Annotated in this window: 20 protein-coding genes and 2 pseudogenes; 9 read left to right on the top strand and 13 right to left on the bottom strand. The window is 46.7% G+C overall.

Annotation, left to right across the window (positions count from 1 at the left end; translation table 11 throughout):
* Positions 1-3: 3 nt before the first annotated feature.
* The 3 genes from cybH to ACLJR2_RS06880 are packed head-to-tail and all read right to left on the bottom strand — an operon-like array spanning position 4 to position 3,606.
* A complete protein-coding gene (gene cybH, locus ACLJR2_RS06890; RefSeq protein WP_000924456.1) occupies positions 4-747 on the bottom strand; it encodes a Ni/Fe-hydrogenase, b-type cytochrome subunit in 744 nt (247 codons plus the stop codon).
* A complete protein-coding gene (locus tag ACLJR2_RS06885) occupies positions 698-2,500 on the bottom strand; it encodes a nickel-dependent hydrogenase large subunit (protein ID WP_000331200.1) in 1,803 nt (600 codons plus the stop codon). The genes cybH and ACLJR2_RS06885 overlap by 50 nt, the downstream gene beginning before the upstream one ends.
* A gap of 2 nt (positions 2,501-2,502) precedes the next feature.
* Positions 2,503-3,606 (bottom strand): hydrogenase small subunit, encoded by a 1,104-nt coding sequence (locus ACLJR2_RS06880; RefSeq protein WP_001194448.1) that lies wholly within the window; start codon positions 3,604-3,606, stop codon positions 2,503-2,505.
* A gap of 417 nt (positions 3,607-4,023) precedes the next feature.
* Between ACLJR2_RS06880 and ACLJR2_RS06875 the strand changes: the two genes are divergently transcribed.
* Both ACLJR2_RS06875 and ACLJR2_RS06870 read left to right on the top strand, forming a co-directional pair.
* Positions 4,024-5,115 carry a choloylglycine hydrolase family protein gene (locus tag ACLJR2_RS06875; protein ID WP_000976509.1) on the top strand — a complete coding sequence of 364 codons (1,092 nt, stop codon included), beginning with the start codon at positions 4,024-4,026 and terminating at the stop codon, positions 5,113-5,115.
* 45 nt (positions 5,116-5,160) lie between these two features.
* Positions 5,161-5,952 carry a FadR/GntR family transcriptional regulator gene (locus ACLJR2_RS06870; protein WP_001518759.1) on the top strand — a complete coding sequence of 264 codons (792 nt, stop codon included), beginning with the start codon at positions 5,161-5,163 and terminating at the stop codon, positions 5,950-5,952.
* 58 nt (positions 5,953-6,010) lie between these two features.
* Here ACLJR2_RS06870 and ACLJR2_RS06865 read toward each other — a convergent pair whose 3' ends face one another.
* The 5 genes from ACLJR2_RS06865 to ACLJR2_RS06845 all read right to left on the bottom strand — a co-directional run bounded on the left by ACLJR2_RS06865 (position 6,011) and on the right by ACLJR2_RS06845 (position 12,839).
* Complete coding sequence (locus ACLJR2_RS06865; RefSeq protein WP_000864936.1) at positions 6,011-7,036, bottom strand: zinc-binding alcohol dehydrogenase family protein; 1,026 nt, start codon at positions 7,034-7,036, stop codon at positions 6,011-6,013.
* Entirely contained in the window at positions 7,011-8,297 is a 1,287-nt protein-coding gene (locus tag ACLJR2_RS06860; protein WP_000824236.1) for an MFS transporter, read from the bottom strand. Before ACLJR2_RS06860 ends, ACLJR2_RS06865 begins: the two co-directional genes overlap by 26 nt.
* 176 nt (positions 8,298-8,473) lie before the next feature.
* Positions 8,474-10,030 (bottom strand): PhoPQ-activated pathogenicity-related family protein, encoded by a 1,557-nt coding sequence (locus ACLJR2_RS06855; protein WP_072141782.1) that lies wholly within the window; start codon positions 10,028-10,030, stop codon positions 8,474-8,476.
* A 69-nt stretch (positions 10,031-10,099) separates the two neighbouring features.
* Positions 10,100-11,341 carry an MFS transporter gene (locus tag ACLJR2_RS06850; RefSeq protein ID WP_001095731.1) on the bottom strand — a complete coding sequence of 414 codons (1,242 nt, stop codon included), beginning with the start codon at positions 11,339-11,341 and terminating at the stop codon, positions 10,100-10,102.
* Entirely contained in the window at positions 11,331-12,839 is a 1,509-nt protein-coding gene (locus ACLJR2_RS06845) for an FAD-dependent oxidoreductase (RefSeq protein WP_000199407.1), read from the bottom strand. The genes ACLJR2_RS06850 and ACLJR2_RS06845 overlap by 11 nt, the downstream gene beginning before the upstream one ends.
* Positions 12,840-12,883: 44 nt before the next feature.
* Between ACLJR2_RS06845 and ACLJR2_RS06840 the strand changes: the two genes are divergently transcribed.
* On the top strand, positions 12,884-13,372 hold the full coding sequence (locus ACLJR2_RS06840; RefSeq protein WP_001293634.1) for a MarR family winged helix-turn-helix transcriptional regulator: 489 nt from the start codon (positions 12,884-12,886) through the stop codon (positions 13,370-13,372).
* A 192-nt stretch (positions 13,373-13,564) separates the two neighbouring features.
* Entirely contained in the window at positions 13,565-14,644 is a 1,080-nt protein-coding gene (locus ACLJR2_RS06835; protein ID WP_001534056.1) for an S-adenosylmethionine:tRNA ribosyltransferase-isomerase, read from the top strand.
* 47 nt (positions 14,645-14,691) lie between these two features.
* Here the strand turns inward: ACLJR2_RS06835 and ACLJR2_RS06830 are convergent, their stop codons facing one another.
* The 3 genes from ACLJR2_RS06830 to ACLJR2_RS06820 form a co-directional block, all read right to left on the bottom strand.
* Positions 14,692-15,081 (bottom strand): RidA family protein, encoded by a 390-nt coding sequence (locus tag ACLJR2_RS06830; protein WP_001534128.1) that lies wholly within the window; start codon positions 15,079-15,081, stop codon positions 14,692-14,694.
* 170 nt (positions 15,082-15,251) lie between these two features.
* Positions 15,252-15,536, bottom strand: coding sequence for a type II toxin-antitoxin system RelE family toxin (locus ACLJR2_RS06825; RefSeq protein WP_000221343.1), 285 nt, complete (start codon positions 15,534-15,536; stop codon positions 15,252-15,254).
* Positions 15,526-15,774 (bottom strand): type II toxin-antitoxin system Phd/YefM family antitoxin, encoded by a 249-nt coding sequence (locus tag ACLJR2_RS06820; protein WP_000885426.1) that lies wholly within the window; start codon positions 15,772-15,774, stop codon positions 15,526-15,528. The genes ACLJR2_RS06825 and ACLJR2_RS06820 overlap by 11 nt, the downstream gene beginning before the upstream one ends.
* Positions 15,775-15,925: 151 nt before the next feature.
* Here ACLJR2_RS06820 and ACLJR2_RS06815 point away from each other — a divergent pair.
* The 3 genes and pseudogenes from ACLJR2_RS06815 to ACLJR2_RS06805 all read left to right on the top strand — a co-directional run.
* Positions 15,926-16,045: pseudogene (locus tag ACLJR2_RS06815) on the top strand (type II and III secretion system); the annotation flags it as partial.
* Positions 16,039-16,137 (top strand): annotated as a pseudogene (locus ACLJR2_RS06810) (STM2901 family protein); the annotation flags it as partial. The pseudogenes ACLJR2_RS06815 and ACLJR2_RS06810, both read left to right, overlap by 7 nt.
* Positions 16,131-16,463, top strand: a complete 333-nt coding sequence (locus ACLJR2_RS06805) for a DUF1493 family protein (protein ID WP_000253078.1) — start codon at positions 16,131-16,133, stop codon at positions 16,461-16,463. The pseudogene ACLJR2_RS06810 and the gene ACLJR2_RS06805, both read left to right, overlap by 7 nt.
* Before the next feature lie 288 nt (positions 16,464-16,751).
* On the opposite strand, the gene ACLJR2_RS06800 is transcribed toward ACLJR2_RS06805, so the two are convergent.
* Together ACLJR2_RS06800 and ACLJR2_RS06795 are read right to left on the bottom strand one after the other, a co-directional pair.
* A complete protein-coding gene (locus ACLJR2_RS06800) occupies positions 16,752-17,033 on the bottom strand; it encodes a hypothetical protein (protein WP_000742000.1) in 282 nt (93 codons plus the stop codon).
* Positions 17,034-17,334: 301 nt separating this feature from the next.
* The gene (locus ACLJR2_RS06795) at positions 17,335-18,801 is read right to left on the bottom strand and encodes a hypothetical protein (RefSeq protein ID WP_000987828.1); all 1,467 of its coding nucleotides are present in this window, start codon (positions 18,799-18,801) and stop codon (positions 17,335-17,337) included.
* Between the two features lie 257 nt (positions 18,802-19,058).
* Between ACLJR2_RS06795 and ACLJR2_RS06790 the strand changes: the two genes are divergently transcribed.
* Positions 19,059-20,066 (top strand): LacI family DNA-binding transcriptional regulator, encoded by a 1,008-nt coding sequence (locus ACLJR2_RS06790; RefSeq protein WP_001534111.1) that lies wholly within the window; start codon positions 19,059-19,061, stop codon positions 20,064-20,066.
* Positions 20,067-20,209: 143 nt separating this feature from the next.
* Entirely contained in the window at positions 20,210-21,661 is a 1,452-nt protein-coding gene (gene nhaC, locus ACLJR2_RS06785; protein WP_001276631.1) for a Na+/H+ antiporter NhaC, read from the top strand.
* Positions 21,662-21,666: the final 5 nt, after the last annotated feature.

Below are 21,666 nucleotides of genomic sequence, written 5' to 3'. Positions count from 1 at the left end.
TTATCACCTGAACCAGCGCCAGCCGCTTATCATGACGGAAATCACGCTTTGTCGGCTCATAATGTCTTCACGGATAGCGGTATAAACATGCGCAATGACGAAGGCGATAATGAACCACATGCCCAGCCGGTGCCAGAAATGTAGCGCGAGGCTATCGTTGCCAGTCAGGCGAATCATCCAGCCAAACCATTGATACGCCCAACTGTCTGTTCCAAGCCCTTCGCCATAGAGCGCAAAGCCGCTACACACCATCAGTACGGACATCCAGAAATAGAACATTACCGCCAGTCCCGCTACCGGATTATGTCCATAGTAACGATGGGCCTCTTTTTCGAGGAAAAAATACCAGCGGATTTCGCTGATAACGCCTTTGCGCCAGGCGCGGCGCCAGAACGGAACCAGAAACATCTCCCTGGCGTACTCATTGCCGACACATGCCCAGTAAATACGAAACAGCAGCGCGACAGTAAAAATATACGCCGTGGTAAAATGGATCAGTCGTATCCAGCCCATCCAAAACATAAAGGTCGCTTCACCTTGAATCGATGGCAGGGGGCGGCCAATGAAATATCCTGTAACAGCCAGGACGACAATGGATAACGCCGTGATCCAGTGCCATAAACGGACCGGCGCTTCATAGATATAGTACCCCTGGCTGGTTATTTCTTTGAGATGCATTGAGACCTCCGAATCGTCGTCATCGTACCTGAACCCTGACCAGCTCCCCTCCATGATTATCAATAACATGGGTGGAGCAGGCCAGGCAGGGATCGAAGCTGTGCAGAGTACGTAAAATCTCCAATGGTTGATCGGGAACGGCGAGTTTAGTCCCCATTAACGCCGCTTCGTACGCGCCAATTTGACCTTTATCGTCACGTGGTCCGGCATTCCAGGTTGTCGGTACCACACACTGATAGCTGTCGATTTTCTGATTTTCAATTTTTATCCAGTGCCCCAGCGCGCCGCGCGGCGCCTCGCTGAAACCAACGCCTTTTGCCGATGTAGGCCAGGTATCGGGTTCCCAGAGCGTGACGTTTGCCGTCGCCGTATCGCCGGACTTGAGGTTACGCATCAGACGATCGAAGAAATATTGCAGCGTATTGCCTGCCCATACGGATTCCAGCGCACGCGCGGCAGTACGCCCTAATGTAGAAAAGAGCGCTTCTTTAGGCAGCTTTAATACACTAAGCAGTTGATCCACAGGTTCTTTAAATTCCGGTTTATTTTGATGATATCCAATCAGATAACGCGCCAGCGGACCTACCTCCATCGCATGTCCCTTCCAGCGCGGCGATTTAATCCATGAATATTTAGCGGACTCATCCACCTGTTCGATAAAGGTTTTTGTGCCTTTATAGTGTTCGCCCATGACCAGTTGCGGTTCGGTCAGACCATCCCACGGATGCAGGCCCTTATCGTTATTGCCGTTACCATAGGTATACCAGGAGTGAGTGACAAACTCCTGAATTTCATCGGGGGCGGTTAAATCGACAGGATGAATTTCGTCGAAACGACCGTTAATGATAGCCCCACGCGGAAGCAGAAGATTACTGGCGGAATAATCGTTAGGGTTATCCGGAAACTCGCCATAAGCCAGCAGGTTCATGCTCGATAACCCGCCGCCGATTTTTGCCCAGTCTTTGTAATAACTGGCAATCAGCAAGACGTCCGGAAGATAAACCTGTTCGCAGAACTGGCGAGCTTTTTGGATGATGGAACTGACAAGGTTCAGGCGTTCCATATTCACTGCGCCGACCGCGCCCGTTTCGTCAAGGTTGATGGCGCAAGGAACGCCGCCCACCAGCCAGTTAGGGTGCGGGTTTTTACCACCGAAAACGGTGTGAATTTTTACGATCTCTTTTTGAAAATCGAGCGCTTCAAGATAGTGGGCGACCGCCAGCAAATTGGCTTCCGGCGGAAGTTTCATCGCCGGATGTCCCCAGTAGCCATTACGGAAAGGGCCAAGTTGACCGGACTCGATAAACCGCTTCAGTCGATTTTGCAAATCGCGGAAATATCCCGGCGAGGATAGCGGCCATGCGGAAAGGCTTTGCGCGATGGCGGAGGTCTGATGCGGGTCGGCTTTCAGGGCGGCAACTACATCAACCCAGTCCAGCGCGTGCAGATGATAAAAATGCACCAGGTGATCGTGAACGTGTAACGTAGCCTGCATCATATTACGGATACAGTTTGCGTTGTCCGGAATCGCGATTCCCAGCGCATTTTCTACGGCACGGATTGAGGTCAGAGCGTGTGTACCGGTGCAGACGCCGCAAATGCGTTCAACGAATGCCCAGGCGTCTCGCGGATCGCGACCTTTCAGGATAACCTCCAGGCCGCGCCACATGGTGCCGGTCGACACGGCGTTAGTAATGACATTATTACTGTCGATATTCACTTCGCAACGCATATGCCCTTCGATGCGAGTAACCGGATCGACCACAATTCGCCGTCCGCTATTGTCCAGCGTAAAACCCTGAGTCTGATAAGGATATGCCATAATTATTTTTTCTCTTCCGGAGCGTTTTCTGATGACGTGTTGTTTTTATTGCGGGCATGTTTTATGGCGCTCACCGTGGCGTGAGCGATGGCGGCAGCGCCCGCGACGCCGGCAACGCCCAGTCCGATTTTATCGGCGGTAGCCTCAATGCCGGTTTGCGGAATGCCCGTTGCCCGGCTGTAAAAAGAACCGTAATCCCAGAATCCATCTTCCGAACATCCGAGGCATCCATGACCCGACTGGATAGGAAAAGAAACACCATCATTCCAGCGAACGGTTGAACAGGCGTTATAGGTGGTCGGGCCTTTACAGCCCATCTTGTACAGGCAATACCCTTTTCTGGCGCCTTCGTCATCCCACGCTTCCACAAACTGACCGGCGTCGAAATGCGCGCGTCGGTAGCATTTGTCATGAATTCGCTGGCCATAAAACATTTTTGGTCGTCCAAGACGATCAAGGGGAGGGATGCGATCAAATGCCAGCATATAGGTGATAACGGCGGACATCACTTCAGGTATAGGCGGGCAGCCTGGCACTTTAATAATGGGTTTATCGGTAATTAATTTGTGAACCGGCGTGGCTTTAGTTGGGTTGGGACGGGCTGCCTGCACGCAGCCCCATGATGCGCAGGACCCCCAGGCGATAATCGCTTTAGCATCCGCGCTGACGCGTTTTAACTTCTCCAGGAACGGCTCGCCAGCCAGTATGCAAAACATCCCATCTTCATTCAGCGGCGCGTTACCTTCCACGGCAACGATATAATTTCCTTTGTACTCACGCATCACATCCGCCAACGCCTGCTCGGCTTGTTGCCCTGCGGCGGCCATAATGGTGTCGTCATAATCCAGGGAAATGAGCGACAAAATGGCATCTTTTGCCAACGGGTGCGCAGAGCGAATGAAAGATTCGGTACAGCAGGTACATTCAAGACCATGCAGCCATATCACTGGCGTACGCGGTTTATTCTCCAGGGCATAAGCTATCTGAGGAATCATCGAACTGCTCAGGCCTAAAGACGTTGCGGTAAGGCTGCAAAACTTGAGGAAGCTACGCCTTGTCACGCCGTGTCTACGCATAACTTGATAAAATGTATCTTGTGTTTGCATAACGTTTATCCCAAACCACTATAGTTAGTGTGGGCATCATATGTTGCATTTCTTGTCTTTCTCAACGTGTTTTAGTAGCAATTATGTTTCTAATTCGTAACAACTGATTACATGTGTGCTACTCACATTACTCAAAAACATAAATTAATTTAATGTTATTGGTGATGTTGAGTAAATATAGCGTTGTGATGGTATCTGTTAATGTTGATAAGATTTATTTATAACATGATGGGATTTTTTAAAATGGTCACACGGATAACGCGTTTCATGTTAGTTCGCTGTGTTTAACTCTCCTTTAAACCCGTCAGTTAAATTTATTAGCTTGTAAAATAAGATCACAATTAATTACGTGCTGCATAACCATTGATAGGTTTAATTTAATATATTCATCCAATCCATTTTACAAACAAGGAGAGCATGATGAAAAAAAGTAAAGCAATGTTATTTATCGCTCCGGCGCTGTTTTCATACGCCATGGCTGCACAGGCCTGCACAACCCTTGCTATTCAGGATAAACAAGGCGATATTTTTCATGGGCGTACGCTGGAATATATGCAGGATTTACCCTCATGGTTAACGTATTACCCGGCGGGAACACAGTTTGATAAAAAAACGCCGGATGGCAGCCAGGGGATAAGCTATCAGGCGAAGTATCCGATACTGGCCATTACTTCCACCATTACTAATGGCGATAGCAGAGACATACTTGAAGGCATGAATAGCGCGGGATTGTCATTTAGTGAAAACATGATCATGAATGCGCAGTTGCCGCCATTGCCCGCGAGTGAATATAAACAGGCAATTCCTGTCACCTCGTTGGGAGAATGGGCGCTGGCCCGTTTTGCTACTGTCGGCGAGGTAAAACAGGCAATAAAAGAGGGCAAATTCTGGTCACCGGAACTGCATCGGTTTGGCGATCTGAAATCGCCATTTCATTATGCGTTTTACGACAAGAAAGGAGGAAGCATTGTCGTTGAAGTGGAAAATGGCAAATTCCATGTCTATGACAATCCCACTCGCGTGATGACAAATGGTCCCGCATTCCCCTGGCATCTGACAAATCTGAATAATTATACGCAATTAACCAATGTGGACCGCTCTTCAGGCACATTGGGCGGGATAAAAGTGATGCAGCCTGATAGCGGGATTGCTATTGCAGACTTGCCATCGTCCGATACGTCGGTTTCCCGTTTTATACGCGGCGTTTATTACACCACATATGCGCCGCAAGCGACATCTGCCCACGATGCAATGAATACGCTTGCGCATATTATGAGCCGTTTCGATCGTCCGAAAAATATTACGGTTGATTATATGGGGAGTGAAGGGGAAGGCAACGCCACCCGCAAACCGGTCTCAGAATATACGGTCTGGACAACGCTGTCTGACTTAACACACGGTGAGATGATGGTGCGCGGCTACAATGATATCAACTATAAAACCTGGTCTCTTTCTCAGTTTAAGAACGCGACTGCGCCCGTGTTCGAGAAAATCAACGTCAAAGGATAAATAGCTCATCTCGGTTTAGTTTCCCCGGTAGGCTCGGCGAAGGTAATAGAGACTACCGGCGGTTGCTTCTCTTTATCATGCACGGTAATTAATTATCACGATCACCAGCGCCAGGATGGTATGCTAAATCCATTCAAAATCCCCTGGATATGGATTGGAGGGCGCATGGTTATACCTGAGGTCAGGCAGGAGAGGCTCTATCAGAAGATAGCCAACCTCATCATTAAGCTGATCAATGATAATATTTTTCCACCGGGAACTTTTTTACCGCCAGAACGCGAACTGGCAAAACAGCTTGGCGTGAGCCGCGCCTCCTTGCGAGAAGCCCTTATTGTACTGGAGATCTCGGGATGGATCGTGATTCAGTCCGGTAATGGGGTTATCGTTTCAGATAAAAAACACCTTGCCAGCGACTATACCATCGAAGAAATTCTCTCTACTCGCGAGCTGGTCGATAGCCATTGTGCGCGCTTAGCCGCACAAAACGATAACGTTGACGTCATCAATCAAATAGAGGCGATTTATCATCGTATGGATCAAGCCATTAACGATAATAACGTCCACGGCTTTTACTCGCTGGATAAAGAGTTTCACCTTGCGATCTCTGAGGCCAGCCGTAACCGGGTGTTGTTCGATATGTCCCGTATGTTATGGGAACAACGGATTAATATCCCTTATGCCGGGCTTGATGAGCAGTCTGGAGACAGAAATGTTTTACTTAATCTCAACAAACAACATAAAGCGATAGTGGATGCGATGCGACAGTCTGATGCTGACAGCGCCTATGAGGGATCGCTGGAACATTTACGCTATGTGAGAAAGATTGTCGGCGGCTAATTTTGTCGATGAATAACACCGCATGGCGGTCATGCCATGCGGTGGAGCTTGCCGTAAATCAATGGAAAACAGCATTAATCTTTAAGTAGCGCTCCGGATAGCGATCAAGTTCTTTAACTGCATCAGGGATCTCATCAAGATTGACGACCTTACTGACAACATCTTGCGGATTAATCTCCAGCGTTGACAGCATGCGTAATGCCTCATCAAATTCACCGGCACTGGTGCGGGAGCCGCGTAAATCCAGTTCTTTGTAGGTGATCAGGTTCGTCGGCAGCGACGTTTCCTGTTTTGGCCATCCGGTAAACGAAATACGACCAGCAAACGATGCTAAATCAAGCGTATTTCGAATAGCGCTATTTGCGCCGGAGGCTTCTATCACGACCTGCGCCATGGTGCCGTGGGTGATATTTTTAATAGCATCGATAACCTGATCGTCAGCGGCGTTCAGTACATAAGGAACGCCAAGCTTTTGCGCATAGCGTAGCCTTTCTTCCACAATATCGATCAGAATAGGCGTTGCCTTGTAATGACGCGCGCTTAATGCCGCCATAAGACCAATGGCCCCCGCGCCGATGATGGCAACATATTCCCCGGCCTTAACGTTTGCCCGGTGCAGCGCGTGCAGAGCGATGGTCAGCGGTTCTGCCAGCGGCGCCATTTCAGAAGGCACATTATCTGGTATTTTATGAATTAAATGTGCGGGATGAGTAACCACCTCCTGCATTGCGCCATCGACATGCACGCCAATGACGTTTAAATTTTCACAACAATTAGTTCTGCCGACAGAGCAAGGGTAGCAGTGACCACAATAAATATAAGGGTCAACAATCACGCGGTCGCCTTTTTTAATATTGCCCGGCATTCCGGTACCTTCCTGAAGAACAATTCCGGTCACTTCATGCCCAATAATTCTTGGGTAAGTAACCAGTGGGTTCGTTCCACGAAAAGCCCCGATATCCGATCCGCAAATGCCTGCAGCATCAACCTTAATTAATACTTCATTTTCTTTCTTATGGGGATAATCCACCCAGCGGGTTTCAACTTCACCAGGCTTATTAATGAACACAGCTTTGACTTTCATTGGCTTTGAATCCTTTACTTTTTACAAATACGAAGACCAACAGGCTTGAAACGATAGCGATAGCACCAGCCAGATAGAACGCATAGTCATATTTACCGCTAAATTGAACGATAAAACCGGTGACAAGCGGACCGATAATGCCGGATATATTAGCCAGGCCATGCATGGCTCCGCCGACGCTCCCTACCTTATCTTTATGAACAACATCCTGAATAACCGCCCAATAAATTGGGCCCGTTAAATAGAGCAGGAAGAGTGAAACTGACATGAGCGTAATTGCGCTACCGATAGTGCTAACAGTACCGGAAACGGCAACACATACCGCTGCGCCTGCCAGACATACGCCCAGAATAAGTCGACGTGAGAGCAGAGCATTACCGGTAATCCGATAAATTACATCAGAACAGACGCCGCCGAGCACCATACCAATGGCGCCGATGACCCAGGGAATTACCGTGGCGATACTAATTTCTTTAATATCGAGATGTAACGAATGGTTCAGGTAACTTGGGAACCAGGTCAGGAAGAAAAAAAGAATATAGTTGTAGCTGAAAAAAGCCAGAGTTGTCGCCCATACCATTGGTTGTTTCATGTAATAGCCGAGTGAAGGCGTAGCCCGGCCATCATCAGATAAAATAACGTCCTCATGATTTTCAAAATCAATGCGTTCTTCCGGCGCCAGGCGTTTACTCATTGTTGGCTTATCGCTAACGATAAAGTACCAGAGCAGTACCCAGGCCAGGCCAAATAAGAAAATAATGCCAAATGCGGGGCGCCAGCCTAAGGATAACGCCAGCAGGCCCACTATAGGCCCGGACACCGCGCCGCCGAGCGGGGAACCGGCGCTAAAAATTCCGATCGCCGTGGCAGACTCCTTTCGGGAAATCCAGTTATTGATGATTTTATTTCCGGCAGCGCTGACCGGTCCTTCAGCCATACCGAAAAGAACGCGCACGATAAGCATTGTCCACAATCCGGTGACCAAACCAGTTAAGCCACAAAATACAGACCATAGTAACGCTGCGATGAGAAAAACCGTTTTTGGCCCAACTTTATCGCTGGCCCAGCCACCAATAAAATTAAACAGGGCGTATCCGATAAAAAATGCGCTGAAGATCATTCCCATCTCCGCGGCGTTAAATCCTAACTCCTTTTCGATCAAGGGGGCAGTTATCGACAATGCTGAACGATCCATATAGTTGAGCATGTAAACTATAAATAGAAGAAAAACGATAAGCCATCCCATTGTTTTTCTTTTCATGATTAATCCTCTTATTGTGGTCTAGCGGCCTGACCACAATATTTTAAGGTTATTTTCAAATCACCTCTCTTGTGGTTAGAACGTGATCAATATAACAAAAATTTATCGCAGAGGATTTTTATCCATCGCAAGCGTGATGGATAAAGTTATTTAAAATAAGACAATTACTTGAAAATTCAATCGAGACTATCGTTTTCCCCTAATCCACGCCCCGGTAACGTTTGACATGCAGCGTTAACAGAAGATGGCGCTGTCAGTGGGTATTTTTCATCGGGCGTAATATAAACCTGACTCGTGGCGACATAGCCATCATTAAAAGTGGCTTCGATATAGGTAGCTTCCCAACCTGTCTTCGGTTCATTTAACGTAATACTGATCTTATTGTTGGCGGGAATATCTATTGTAAGCGGCTGATAGCGGATGCCACAGGCATAACGAAAATCACGCGCATTTGGATTGTTGGCTGTCCAGCGAACGACTTTTACCGGCGCTTCTGAGAAATAGACCGTAAGAAGATGGTGGTGAATAAGGCCGATCAACTGTGGTAATGTTTTTTTACTTTGAAACCTATTAATAAATGGAACGAGGCTTTCTTCAGCGAACTGGTTAATTGAGTAGTGGTTCATATTAGGCACTATACGTAATGATTTTACGCCAGGAAGTTTGCTATAATAAAAGCGAGTGTTGTCTGGTACGAAAAAATCATCGCCACTTGCATTAATAATATATTTCGGTATTGCAAGGCGGGGTTGATAAATAGTATTGAGATATCTTAACGGATCTATTATTTGCCTTAGTTGGGTAAATGTGGGGGATTTTATTTTCTCATCTATGCCTTGCTGGTAGTAGGGGTAGAATGTAATGGGCCAATTTCCACCGTATGATTGATAAATATGCTCAAGTGAAGCATCAATATCAAGTAGATCAATGGCGAAGGGAACAATTGCTTCAACATCAGGATCGGCGATAGCTGACAACCAGGTGGTCCACCCACGCTTTGAAATACCTGTAATGATAAAGGAATTTATATTCCATTGCGTTAACTCCTTTTTTGCTAATCTCATCGCTTGCGATAGGGCAGTGACCATAGGAATATTTAAAGGCATTAACTTACGTTGCTCCGGCGCTTCCATAAATAATGCCCAGCTTCGGGAAACGCTTTCGTCCTCTTTCAGTGGTTTTTTATCATCCTGAAAGGTTAAATATTGGTTAGGTATATCACTCACTGATATTACGATGGTATTCGTATCACGGGAGATGCTTGCCAGTGTTTCCTGGGGGAAATCACCGGGTTTACCAGTGATTTGTACGCCTTTATCATAATTAATTCCGTTGTTTACAACCACCAAAGCATGGTGCTCTTTTGCCGTTTCAGGGATATAAATATCAACGTTATGTCGCCATTGCGCAGGGGTTACCATGTCATCTGGCGACCAGTGTTGCGATAATAATTCATAGTGTCTGACTACCACCTGTGCTAATGGAGCGGTATTAATCAAGGTATATTTTAGCGGTGTGCCTGAAATCTGCTCCCGGTAGTCGGGGAGAACATGAGACAAATCACACTCCGGGCTGTTTCGACAAAAGAAGATGTTGTTATGAAGTAGTGTATAAACTTTTGTAGAAATGAAAAACAGTACGATAACAACGAGATATATTTTTTTCATGCTTTCCCCGCGCGTTACAAGGGCAAATGCCAGCCAGCATAATTTCCATAAATACCTCTTAAACATTCAATATAAGTACAATACTTTTGATAAATAAGGGAAGAAGGGAACAATAATGTTTGTGACGTTGTCACATTATTCTGTTTCTGGTTTCACTATTAGCACTGAACTTTTTGAAAGGTAAATCATTGCCGTCACCAGACCAATAATGGCGACAGAGATAGCTATACCGATCCAGACGCCATACAGAGCATAACCCAGGACAAATCCGCCCAATACGGGGGATATAAAATCAGCGATTGCGATTAATGCCTGCGCCGTTCCGATGACGATACCTTGTCGGGCAGGCGATACATGGACGGACAAGGCGGCAAGATAAGTGGGTTTGGCTAGCGCATCAGCGATGCTAATACAAACGATAGCAAAAACAAGCACAGGTATGGTCGTGGCGATACCCGCAGTGAGAAATCCAGTACAAAGAAGGGCGAAGATGAGGATAATTAGCTTTCGCTCCGAAAAATATTGGCTCACCCAACCTAACAGAAATAGCTGAACGAAAATATTAATAACCCCGTCCGCCATTAACAGGTAGCTTAACGCTTTTGGCCCAAAGGGAAGCCCATTCCAGATGAAGGTGTCAGAAAGAAAAACAGGTAATTGTGAAGAGTACATGCCATAGGCGAAGAAATGACAAAGCATTACGATGATTAAGACGCGAAGGACTGGCATCTTTAAAATAGCGCGGGCAGAGAACGACGCTATTTTATCTGTGGTACGTGATGTTGTGGAAGGGTCTTTTAACCCCCAAATCGCGACCAGGGCAGACCCAAGGACAAGTATAAAGGCGGCGTAGATCGGCGCGCCCAGACTGATACGCGATAGCCACCCGGAAACGCCTGCCCCGACAATACCGCCTAAACCAATACAGCCTGTGAGGATACCGATTGCCTGGCGCCGATTTCTGACGTGCGTACAATCGGCAATATAGGCTGCGGCGGCTGACAAATTCCCGGCGCTAATGCCAAAAAGCGTGCGGGCGAGCAGGATAAACAGGATACATTGCGCGTTGGCGAGTAATAGTAAACTTATCGCCGCAATAGCCAGAGTGACAATCAGTATTCGCTTGCGGCCAACGCGATCGGAAAGGTGGCCAATCAGGGGCGCCGCACAAAATTGGCTAAAAGCCTCAGTGGCGATGATAATTCCAATGATAAGCGGCGAACCGCCCATCTCGCGGATATAAAAAGGCAGTACCGACATTACAGCCGCTGTACTGGCGGCGTAAAGGCCGACAAGCAGGAAAACAGGCAAAATACGCCGCTTGTTGAGCGGGGTGATAGTTTCGCTGTCGGTGTTCTCATAGACATTAGTATTCATCTTTGATCCCCATGGCAAAACGAGAGAGATAATTTTCAATATCGTTGCTCTGTTTGCCGTGAAAGAATGCGCCGACATAGCCATCGGGTCGGATCAGCACGCATTGACCCGGGGCCAGATGATAGGACTCCCGGAAGTGCCCCAGGGTATCGATGAGCTCGTCCTGCTCGCCAATGTGATGAATACGCAGACCTCGCCGCGCATCGATGACCTTACCGTGGGTTTCGTAGGCCAACAGATTCCAGTCCGGACCTTGTAGTAACTGAAATAATCGTAATGATTGGCCGCCAGCGCCCAAAAGAGGAGCATCCGGAGCTCTTTCTCCCGCTTGTAACCCATGCTGACGTTCGGGCAACGTGTGGGCTAAGGGGGAGTTGGTATACTGGATGTCAAGTTGTTGAACGTCGCGTTCTCGTTTGATGCCACCCTGTTTTTGAGAGTCAAGTAATCGGGTAGAAAGGTGGAGCAGTGATTCGGCTACCGGGCGGCGTTCCTGTTCATAGCTATCGAGAAGCTCTTCTCCTGCGCCCCGCAGCAAGGCTGCCATTTTCCATCCCAGGTTATAGGCATCCTGGATGCTGGTATTTAACCCTTGCCCACCCGTCGGCGGATGCACATGAGCGGCATCACCGGCTAAAAATACCTTACCCACACGGTAATGTTCCGCTATGCGCGCATTCATCTGGTACTTCGATAGCCAGGGAATCGAATGGATGCGAACATCCGTCCGCCCGATTCGCTCAGTAAGAAAAGCCGTGAGCACGTCGGCTGAGAAATTCTGCGAGTCGTCCGGGGCCAACAACGCCTGGATTTGAAAGAGCTGCGTGCCGGCGAGAGGGCAAATCGTTATCATCCGCGCCATATCGCCATCGTTAAAATGGTGCCATACATCCCGGTTCAGACCGGAAAGTGAAGCGTCAGCCACAAGCGCATGGATTCCCAACGTACGGCCGGGAAAGCTGACGCCTAATTTTTTTCTGACAAAGCTTCCGCCGCCATCCGCGCCTATCAAATAATGCGCGATGATGACCTCTTCTCCAGCCGGCCCGGCAACATACGCGGTGACCGTGCGTGGGGTTTGCGCAAAATGTCGTAACTCGCAGCCGAACTCCACCCGATGTCCCCATGCTTTTAATTGCTCGCGCATAATCGTTTCTGTCACGTTCTGTGGAACCATCAATGGCAGATGGTAGGGTTCGGCGTGGGTCGGTTTTGTATGATGCGCAATATCTGAATCTACATAGCTTCCGTCGTGACGGTAGGTTCGTAGTCGGGGATAGAGCCCGCCGGCGGCGACCACTTTATTGAGTATTCCAAGATCCTCGAAGATTTCTTGCGTTCGCGGCTGAATACCTTTACCGCGGGAGCCGATAAAAGGCGTCGTTCTTTTCTCAATCAGGCGAAATGAGACCCCGTGACGCGCCAGTTCGATGGCTAAAGTAAGCCCGGTAACGCCAGCGCCGCAGATCAGTACATCTGTAGTGGTGTATCTTGTCATCGTCTCTCCGATATGTGTATTATGCACATAAGAGGAGACATGCTATGTCAGAAAATAAAAATGTGCAAGATACACATATTTCCGAGCAAATGAAGGCGCTTCACGGTGCGTTGATTCGCGTGGTGAGCGCGCTTAACCGGCCTCGTAATGATGAGAAATTAATTGCAGAGGCGGGGATACAACTCGATCGTGCGCTATTTTCGATCCTTATTAGTATCGAACGTTTAGGGCCGATTGGCGTTGTTGAGTTAGCCGAACGTGCCGGTCGTGATTATACGACGGTAAGCCGACAGGTCGCCAAACTGGAGAAGCTGGGGTTGATAATACGGCAGCATAATGCCATCGATCGTCGTATACGCGAGGCCGTTATCTCCCGTACAGGAAAGGCGATGACGGAGCGTATAGATGCTGCGCGAGAGCAAATGGGCAAAGTTGTTTTTAAAGACTGGCCTCAGGATGAACTTGATGTCTTTGTTCGGCTAATGCAAAAGTTTGCCGATGCAATGGATAGCGATGCTTCAATGCCGGAATAAGCAAAAGAAAAGGGCGGTCAAATCCGATCGTCCAGGCTAATATCGGTATCTGACATTGATTAAATAGCCAGCAAAGTAAATATAACAACAACATTTATTGAGTTAATTTTCACCCTTTGAAAGACCAACGTATACTGCAGAATACGGCTATATAACAATCGCCGTATCAATGGTTTTTCAAAGGGTAAATATATGCTTACCGAAAAATATGATTTTCGCATTACCGATCAGATGACTATCCCACTCAGACCTCATTGGATAGCCAATGATTCATACAGGGAAAAGTGTAAAATGCTTGTCCTCAACCGGAGTAAAGGGGAAATTCATAAGGTAGACTTTAGTAAATTAACAGATTATATCAAAGAAGGTGATGTAATCTGTTTTAACGACAGTACTATAATAAACCATATGTTTATCTGTAAAACAAGACAGAATAGGTTAATTAAAATTGTTTTAGAGGGATTTTTACCAAATAATAGAGTAATTATTTCCGGACTTTTAAAAGAAAGGCTTAACGCGAATGATGTTTTCTATTTGGTTGATAACCCTGAAATTTCCATTAAGGTAGAGCAAAAGTTTAGCGAAGAGAGTCAGTACCGAGCCGTCGTGGAAAATCATGAGGCCTTAATTTGCTATTTAGCCAGTCATGGTGAGCGTCTTGATGAGTATGTGGACTCCAGCTTGTTTTATAAATATCCAGATGCTTACCGTTCCGTTTTTTCTAAAAAGTATGGTTCTTTGGAAATACCTTCTGCCGGCATTCATTTTACCTGGGATCTTATCCAAAGAATCAAAGATAAAGGTGGGTTAATATCCTTCATCACTTTACATGTTGCATCAACAGAAATGTTGTCCAACAGAAAAATACAAACAAAATGTGTAGAGGAAGTGACTATCAACGAAGAATACTACGAGGTTCCACAAGCAACAGCGGATATCATTAATACTGCGAAGCAAAATGGCGGACGTATTTTTGCCGTAGGAACTACCGTTACACGATGCCTGGAGTCCGCGTATTCGAGGGAGCACAATTGCCTCAAAGCAAGTTCTGGCTGGACTGCGCTTTATATACATCCAGGTTATCAACTGAAAGTGGTTGACTGCCTGCTAACGAACTTACATCAGCCAAAAACGACGCATATGGTGTTAACTGGTCAGTTTGCTGGGGTTGATCTACTCATGAAGGCCTATGCCTCAGAAGATATCCAGTCATGTCAGTTCGATATGTTTGGTGATTGCATGTTAATCATACAGGATGAAGGGCAGGGATGAATAAAATAAAACCGGTACAATGCTACCGGTTTTACCGAGAATAAGCATCAGGGGATTCGGGCAATAACCTTTATTTCGAAATCAAAGCCGGCCAGCCAGGTAACGCCAACAGCGGTCCAGTTAGGATAAGGGGGATGGGCAAATATCTTCTGTTTCACCGCCATCACGTCGTTAAGTTGTTGCTCTGGATCGGTATGGAAGGTGGTGACATCCACTATGTCATCGAATGTGCATCCTGCTGCAGTCAGTGTTGCTTTCAGGTTTTCAAAAGCAAGCCTCACTTGTTTTTGAAAATCAGGCTCCGGCGTTCCGTCTGTGTGACTGCCTACCTGGCCTGAAATAAACAGTAAATCACCAGAACGGATGGCTGCGGAATACCCATGTTCCTCATACAGAGAATGGCGGTCAGCAGGAAAAACCGCGATACGTTGCGTCATAATGTTATCCTCAGATAGCGTAAACACTTCGGGCGGGAATAAAATGAATGTCACATACACAACGTAGGTCATAGTTTCATATACGTGGCATATGTCAAGGTGCCGTCACATAAAAGAACTGAGCCTGTTTGTCGTATCGCTTGACGGGAAAGAGAGCATTTCCTGAGTGATTAGCTTCTGTGTCGTGTCATTTTGTAGACGGCATCATTTTCACGCTTTCCAACACCAATGACAGTTACCGTGATAATTTCATCTTCGACGCTGTACACCAGTCTGTATCCTGCACCACGCAGCTTAATTTTGTACTGATCCTTTCTTCCATGTAATTGAGAAGCCGGAACCCGAGGGTTTTCAAGCCGTTCCCTTAGCTTTTTTTTAAACTGTTCCTGTATGGTATGACCCAGTTTTTTCCACTCTTTTAGTGCTGATTCGTTAAATGCCAGCTTATAAGTCATCAATGTTGACCTCAATGACGCGTTCATTCGCACGCTCATCGATAATACGACCGAGTTCTTCATCCTCAAGAATATCCATAAGATGAGCATAAAGTGCCGGAGGCACACAGTAAAAAGCCGGTTCATTACGGTTAAGAATGGCAACTGGAGCGCCCTCTCCGGCATTGAAAGTTCCCATTGGATCACGTTTCAGTTCTGTAATGCTTGCTGCAGTAGTCGTTAAAATTTGAAATGCCATAATTTACCTCCTGGTTGATGACTAAATATAGCACCTTTAATAGTACTAATAAAAGCATCCTTCACGAAGGGGATTCAGCTCCAGCCCGGTCAGTGATGCGGGCAGCTGACGGTTTTTTCAAGGCTAATTTCAGATGTCCAGAACCTAACTTGTGACCACTGAAACCGGCGTTAATAACTCGCCAACCCTTATCAAGCGTGATGTAACAACCGAAGTCAGCCTTGCAGATGGTGATATTATTTTACTTGGTGGCCTTGCTGAACAGTCGGATGGATTATTCTGGCCTCTGACGTGTCGCAGATTGCATATCGTACAGGCAGGGATTACAACCGTATTGCCAGAGGAAGCGATAAAATATGGTAAGTGATGCTCTTGAACAGCGGATTTATGAACTGGTAAGAAGCCATGATGGAATTTACCTCTTTAAGAAAAAAGAACTGACACCGTCAACAGATTTGGATTCAGATTTACGGTTGGAAGATGATGAAGCACTGGCATTGATGGATGATTTTTTTACGACATTCAATGTAGATAAAGGGAATTTCTCGATCACAACATACTATCCGCCAGAACCACCGCTAAAGCATTTGCTTAATCCGTTTCGCAAAAACGATATTCCTCAGGTGCCGGAGTTCACGATAGGTATGCTCATTGCGTCTGCCAGGTCTGGTCGCTGGTTGTATGACTGATTCACGCTGGGGGGCTGCTTTTCGCCCTCTGCTATTCTAATGCGCATAATGTATATTATGTTAAATTCACCAGAACATTTAAAAGACATGTTAAAGCGGCTGGATTCGTGTATGTCAAAAAACTTCTGGCCCATAAGTTTGATCCCTTCCCTGCCGTGACGCTGCGCGAATTCTGTTGATTTGCACCCGCTTATCCTGCACACGATTTCACGCAGCACACGCCACGCAGGCATAAAAAAACCGGCCACTGTGACCGGTTCGTCGCGCAGGTTTTTGGCTCAGTGGGTTTTACCCTGGTCCGCTGCTTTTTCTGACTGATGTTCTGCAGCTCTGACAACGGCGATAAACGCTTTGATACCCGGATCCACATCCGGCGACAACATGCGCATTGTTGATTTGGCATTCCTGCCGAACCTCGTCAAAAATCGCAGGATAACCGAACGTGACTTTAATCAGTGTGCGCAGCATCCCTTTGGCGACTTCCATTTCACCCGCCAGAATTAATTCGTGTATCTCCTGGATAATCTGAACCCGCGGCCCGATGTCCTTTTCGATGTCATACGCGGCCATGTTTTTTACTCCTCAGATAATCAGCACGATATTTTTCGACGGCACCCAGGTCGTTATGATACTGACAATACACTGGAAAATCTGACGGTCAAAGCAGCAACCGGGGAAAAACAGTGGCCAGTTAGCACAGCGTTTGCATGAACTGGTGGATAGTTCGGGGAATCAGCGGAAGACCCCCTATTCTCAACCATCTCCTCATAGGCTTTCCTGAACAATGTGATTGTTTGAGTAACTTTACGACAATTGCTTCAAAAACTATCAAATGCCAGACTTCCGCTACCAGACGGTATACACAGTATTACTATTTCTTTTTATATGCCCCATACAAAAGCGATACGGGTGTTTTTTCTAATATCTGGATTTCATTTTTATGTGCTTTATGTTCACTAAAAATATCTGCCAGACTTTTACCTCCAAAGGCCAGGCCAATTCCCGTTGCTGCTGCTGAAAGTAATGTCAATTGCGGCATGGCAAGTGAAGCTATACCTAACGTGGCTGTTCCTGCAAAAATTAATCCAGATGAGATCTTTTTTTTCTTTGAATTCTTAATGGCTGATTCATGCGACTTTCCATACTCTTCGACCACATTGATTAAATGTTTTGAAAAATTATTTGCCGCATCTTGCATTTGATCTGGTGTTTTTCCTTGCAAGTCATGCCTTGAGATTCTTAGTTCATGCCTTAAGGATTCCAGTTGACCTCTTTCTCTAATCTTTTTTAATTCCAGATCGGAAAGCGCAGTAAGGAATTTTACTTCCGCGGCTGAAAGGCCCATTGTAATCGCTTGCTCTTCAGAAGAAAGAGGATTTAATTTACCATAATCCTTGACTAACTGCTCCGTAGTCCATTCATGTAAAAACATATGGTTACTATAAATAACCGGATCAATGCCTAATAGTGTTGCCGATAATTGAGTTGATCGTTGTGCATAAATTGCACCTTCAACCTTACCCAGTAAGGTTGCTATAGCTGACGGCAGATCGTAATCCAGAAGATCTACCTCTCTTGTTGTAAAACTCTTTAAATCTGTATCGTAAACCCAGACTTCTTTTTCGATGTTATTGAAATTATTAAGCAATGTTTTTAATAATTCTTTATTTGTTAGGATCTTCTGGAATGTTTCTTCATTTCTCCCAAAGTGCTCAAGAAACGCTAAATAAGTAGCGTAATCCATTTTTCTATCTTTAAAAAAGAGCTGGCTTAGAAAAGCGGCAGATTGTTCATGATTGCGTTCTTTATCAAAATCCAGTAATTCAGGAACGATTAGAAAAATTGGATAATCATCATCAATAGTCATAAATGGGATGGCGCGAAATAGATTGGAAACATGTTCAAGTAATACCAACCTGCGCATGCGGACATAACTATTATCTGGTGGCAATGACAAAAATGAATGCAGAGAGCTAAGAGAAGGAAAATGTAATGGATCAACCATTATGATGCTATCAAAATAAATCCCCAGAGATCTAAGGTGATTAGATATGTTATAACCAAAGCGTTGAATCGGAAGTAATAATCGATAACTTTTAGACGCCCGCACTTCTGTTATAAGCGCCGCGGCGTGAGTATCCCAAAATTTATTTAGCAACACGATTAGGTTTGTAAGTTGATTATCTAACTCGGGAGAGCTAATTAGCTCTTTTAGGATGAATCTACGTAATTCTTTTAGTTCTAAATTTCTGAATGCATATTTATATTTTTCAGAAAAAGCGTTTTCCATCAATAAAACATATTCATTCTGTATGCTTTTTGTAATACTACTCATCATCTATCTCCGAACCACCACGCAACGATTTCCCAGTGTAGTGGTTCTTATCATGTGTATATTGTTAGTCATGTTATCGTAGAAAATTCAGTGGTCAATAACTCATTGAGGTAGCTACTAATATTTGCAGTTACCAGGATTTAGGATGATTTTAAAAATGTTTATAAATTCAGGCTGCGCCGCAGTGATTGCACTGATTTCCACGTAACATGATAATCAATGGCTTTGATACCCTTTAAACGAACAAATATGAGCTTAACATGGCGACAATAAAGGATGTTGCATCTTTGGCCGGTGTATCAACCGCGACTGTATCACGTGTCATTAACCAGACCGCGTGGGTTGAACCCGTCACGCGCGAACGTGTAGAGAAAGCCATGCGCGATCTCAATTATCGCCGGAATGCCGCCGCTATCGCGCTGGCGAAACGTAGCGGCGATATGCTCGGATTGTTAACCGGCAATCTGGCTGATCCTTTTTTTGCCCACCTTGCTCGCGGCGTAGAAGATGTTTCTCGTAAGCAGCAGTATCGCCTGATGGTATGTAGCGGCGGCCACGACGAAGAAATGGAAAAAGCGGGACTGGATTTTCTGGTTAATCAAGGTTGTGAGGCTATTGTTGTACACGCCAGCCGATTACCGGATAAAGAGCTGCTGCGCTACGCAGCCCACTTTCCAGCGCTGGTTGTTGTGAATCGTTATATCGCCGGTATGGCCAACCGGTGTATCTGGCTGGAAAATCGCAGCGCCGCCAGGGAAGCGACCCGATATCTCCTGGCGAACGGGCATCGGCGCATTGCCTGTGTGACATCTGACTTGCCAATTATTGATCGTCAGGAACGCCTTGATGGTTACCGTGAGGCGCTGGAAGAATATGGTATTTCTCCAGACCCTCGCTGGGTGATTAGCGTTCCGTTTAACGAAGAAGGCGGCGAGCGGGCCGCGCATCAACTTATTAATAGCGGGCTTCCCCTTACGGCAGCGGTCACGTTTAACGATGTGATGGCCGCTGGCATTATGCGTATTCTTCATCAACGCGGCGTTCACCTTCCGCAACAGCTCTCTATTGTCGGCTTTGATGATGTGGTGCTGGCCCGGTATCTTTATCCGGCGTTAACAACAATGCATTATCCGGTCGAACAAATGGCGCGTTGTGCTGCGCAACTGGCGATACAGTTATACCAGGGCATTACGCCGCCGCCCAGCAGCAATCATTTCAATGCCGAACTGGTGATCCGCGATTCTGTCGCGCCCTATTTTTCACGATGAATGCGTCGTCAACAGTAAAAACTGTGATGACTATCAAATTAACCCTTCTCATGTAATCGGTTACATGGACGAAAGTAATGGATCACAGTAGTGAGAAGCGTATCCCCCTACCCTTGAGCTACCTTACTGACCGGAGCTCCATTATGAGTGCATCACAAAACAAGAAGAAAACGCTGTCATTGGGTTTAGCGCTAATCCCAGTCATCTCCATGTTGTTATTGTTGATTATCGGTTACGGCATCATGGGGCTACGTATCGAACCGCTCCTTCTGTGCTCTGCGGCGGTAGCGGCAGGCATTGCATGGTGGCAAGGATACTGTTGGGAAGACATCATCAACTCAGTGGTGGATAAGCTGGCTAAAGCAATGCCGGTTATCATGATCCTGATCTGCGTGGGCGGTTTGATTGGCACCTGGATGTTTAGTGGCACCATTCCCTACATGGTGTACTGGGGGCTAAAACTCATAAGCCCGGAATATATTTTGATTGCAGCCTTCTTTTTAACCAGCGTGGTCTCCGTCTGTACCGGTACATCATGGGGATCCGCCGGGACGGTTGGCGTTGCGTTAATGGGGGTTGCCGCCGGGCTGGACGTGTCTCTTGCAGCAGCAGCTGGCGCCGTCGTTTCTGGCGCTTATTTCGGCGACAAAATCTCACCCTTGTCCGACTCGACTAACTTTGCCGCGATTGTCGCAGACACTACTCTGTTTGAGCATATTCAGCATTTACTTTGGACGACCCTGCCAAGTTTCCTGCTTGCCGCCGTGGTTTATCTTATCGCCGGACACAGTAATATGCTGGGCGAGGTGGCCACGCCGCAGCGCGTTACGGACATCATCCACTCGCTGGAGTCGCTATACCATTTTAATATTGTTCTTATTTTGCCGCCGGTGATCGTACTGTGGGGCGCAATTCGCAAGAAGCCTGTCATCCCATTAATGTTAAGCGCCTGCGTACTTGCCTTGTTCCTCGGCGTCATCATGCAGGGACTGAGCATCAAACAGGGACTGGACGCTTTCATTGATGGATTTGATATCGCCATGTTCCCACAAGGCGCAGAAGGTGTCGTGGCCGATGTTCCGCGACTGCTAAACCGGGGCGGAATGTTCTCGATGATGGGAACAATACTGTTAGTTTTCTGCGCTTTTTCATTTGCCGGAGCGCTAACGTTAACCGGCGCGTTAACGATCATCATTAACCGGCTGCTGACTATTATTCATAGCGTTGGTCAGCTCATTGCCGCCACTATCGGCACCACAATTTTGGTCACAGGAGCGACCAGCGACGGTAAACTGGCATTGTTAGTTCCCGCCGAACTGTTTAAAGATGCCTATCGTCGTATGGGGCTGGATACTAAAAACCTTTCACGGACGATAGAAGATGCCGGTACCGTTATCGAACCTCTCCTGCCGTGGACCTCGGCTGGCGTCTACATGGCAACCACGCTGGGCGTTAGCACGCTTGATCTTCTGCCCTGGGCTATCCAGTGCTATGCGGCAATCTTCTTCGCATTAATTTATGGTTTTAGCGGAATTGGTATTGCCAGAACTGCCTCCGCCTCAGAAAAGTCGCCGCAATCGTCAGTGACGGAATAATAAGG

Source organism: Salmonella sp. SAL03688 (assembly GCF_046551895.1).
Taxonomy (GTDB): domain Bacteria; phylum Pseudomonadota; class Gammaproteobacteria; order Enterobacterales; family Enterobacteriaceae; genus Salmonella; species Salmonella enterica.
The sequence above is the reverse complement of the archived record's forward strand: the minus strand, read 5'-3'. Positions and strand labels throughout refer to the sequence as shown.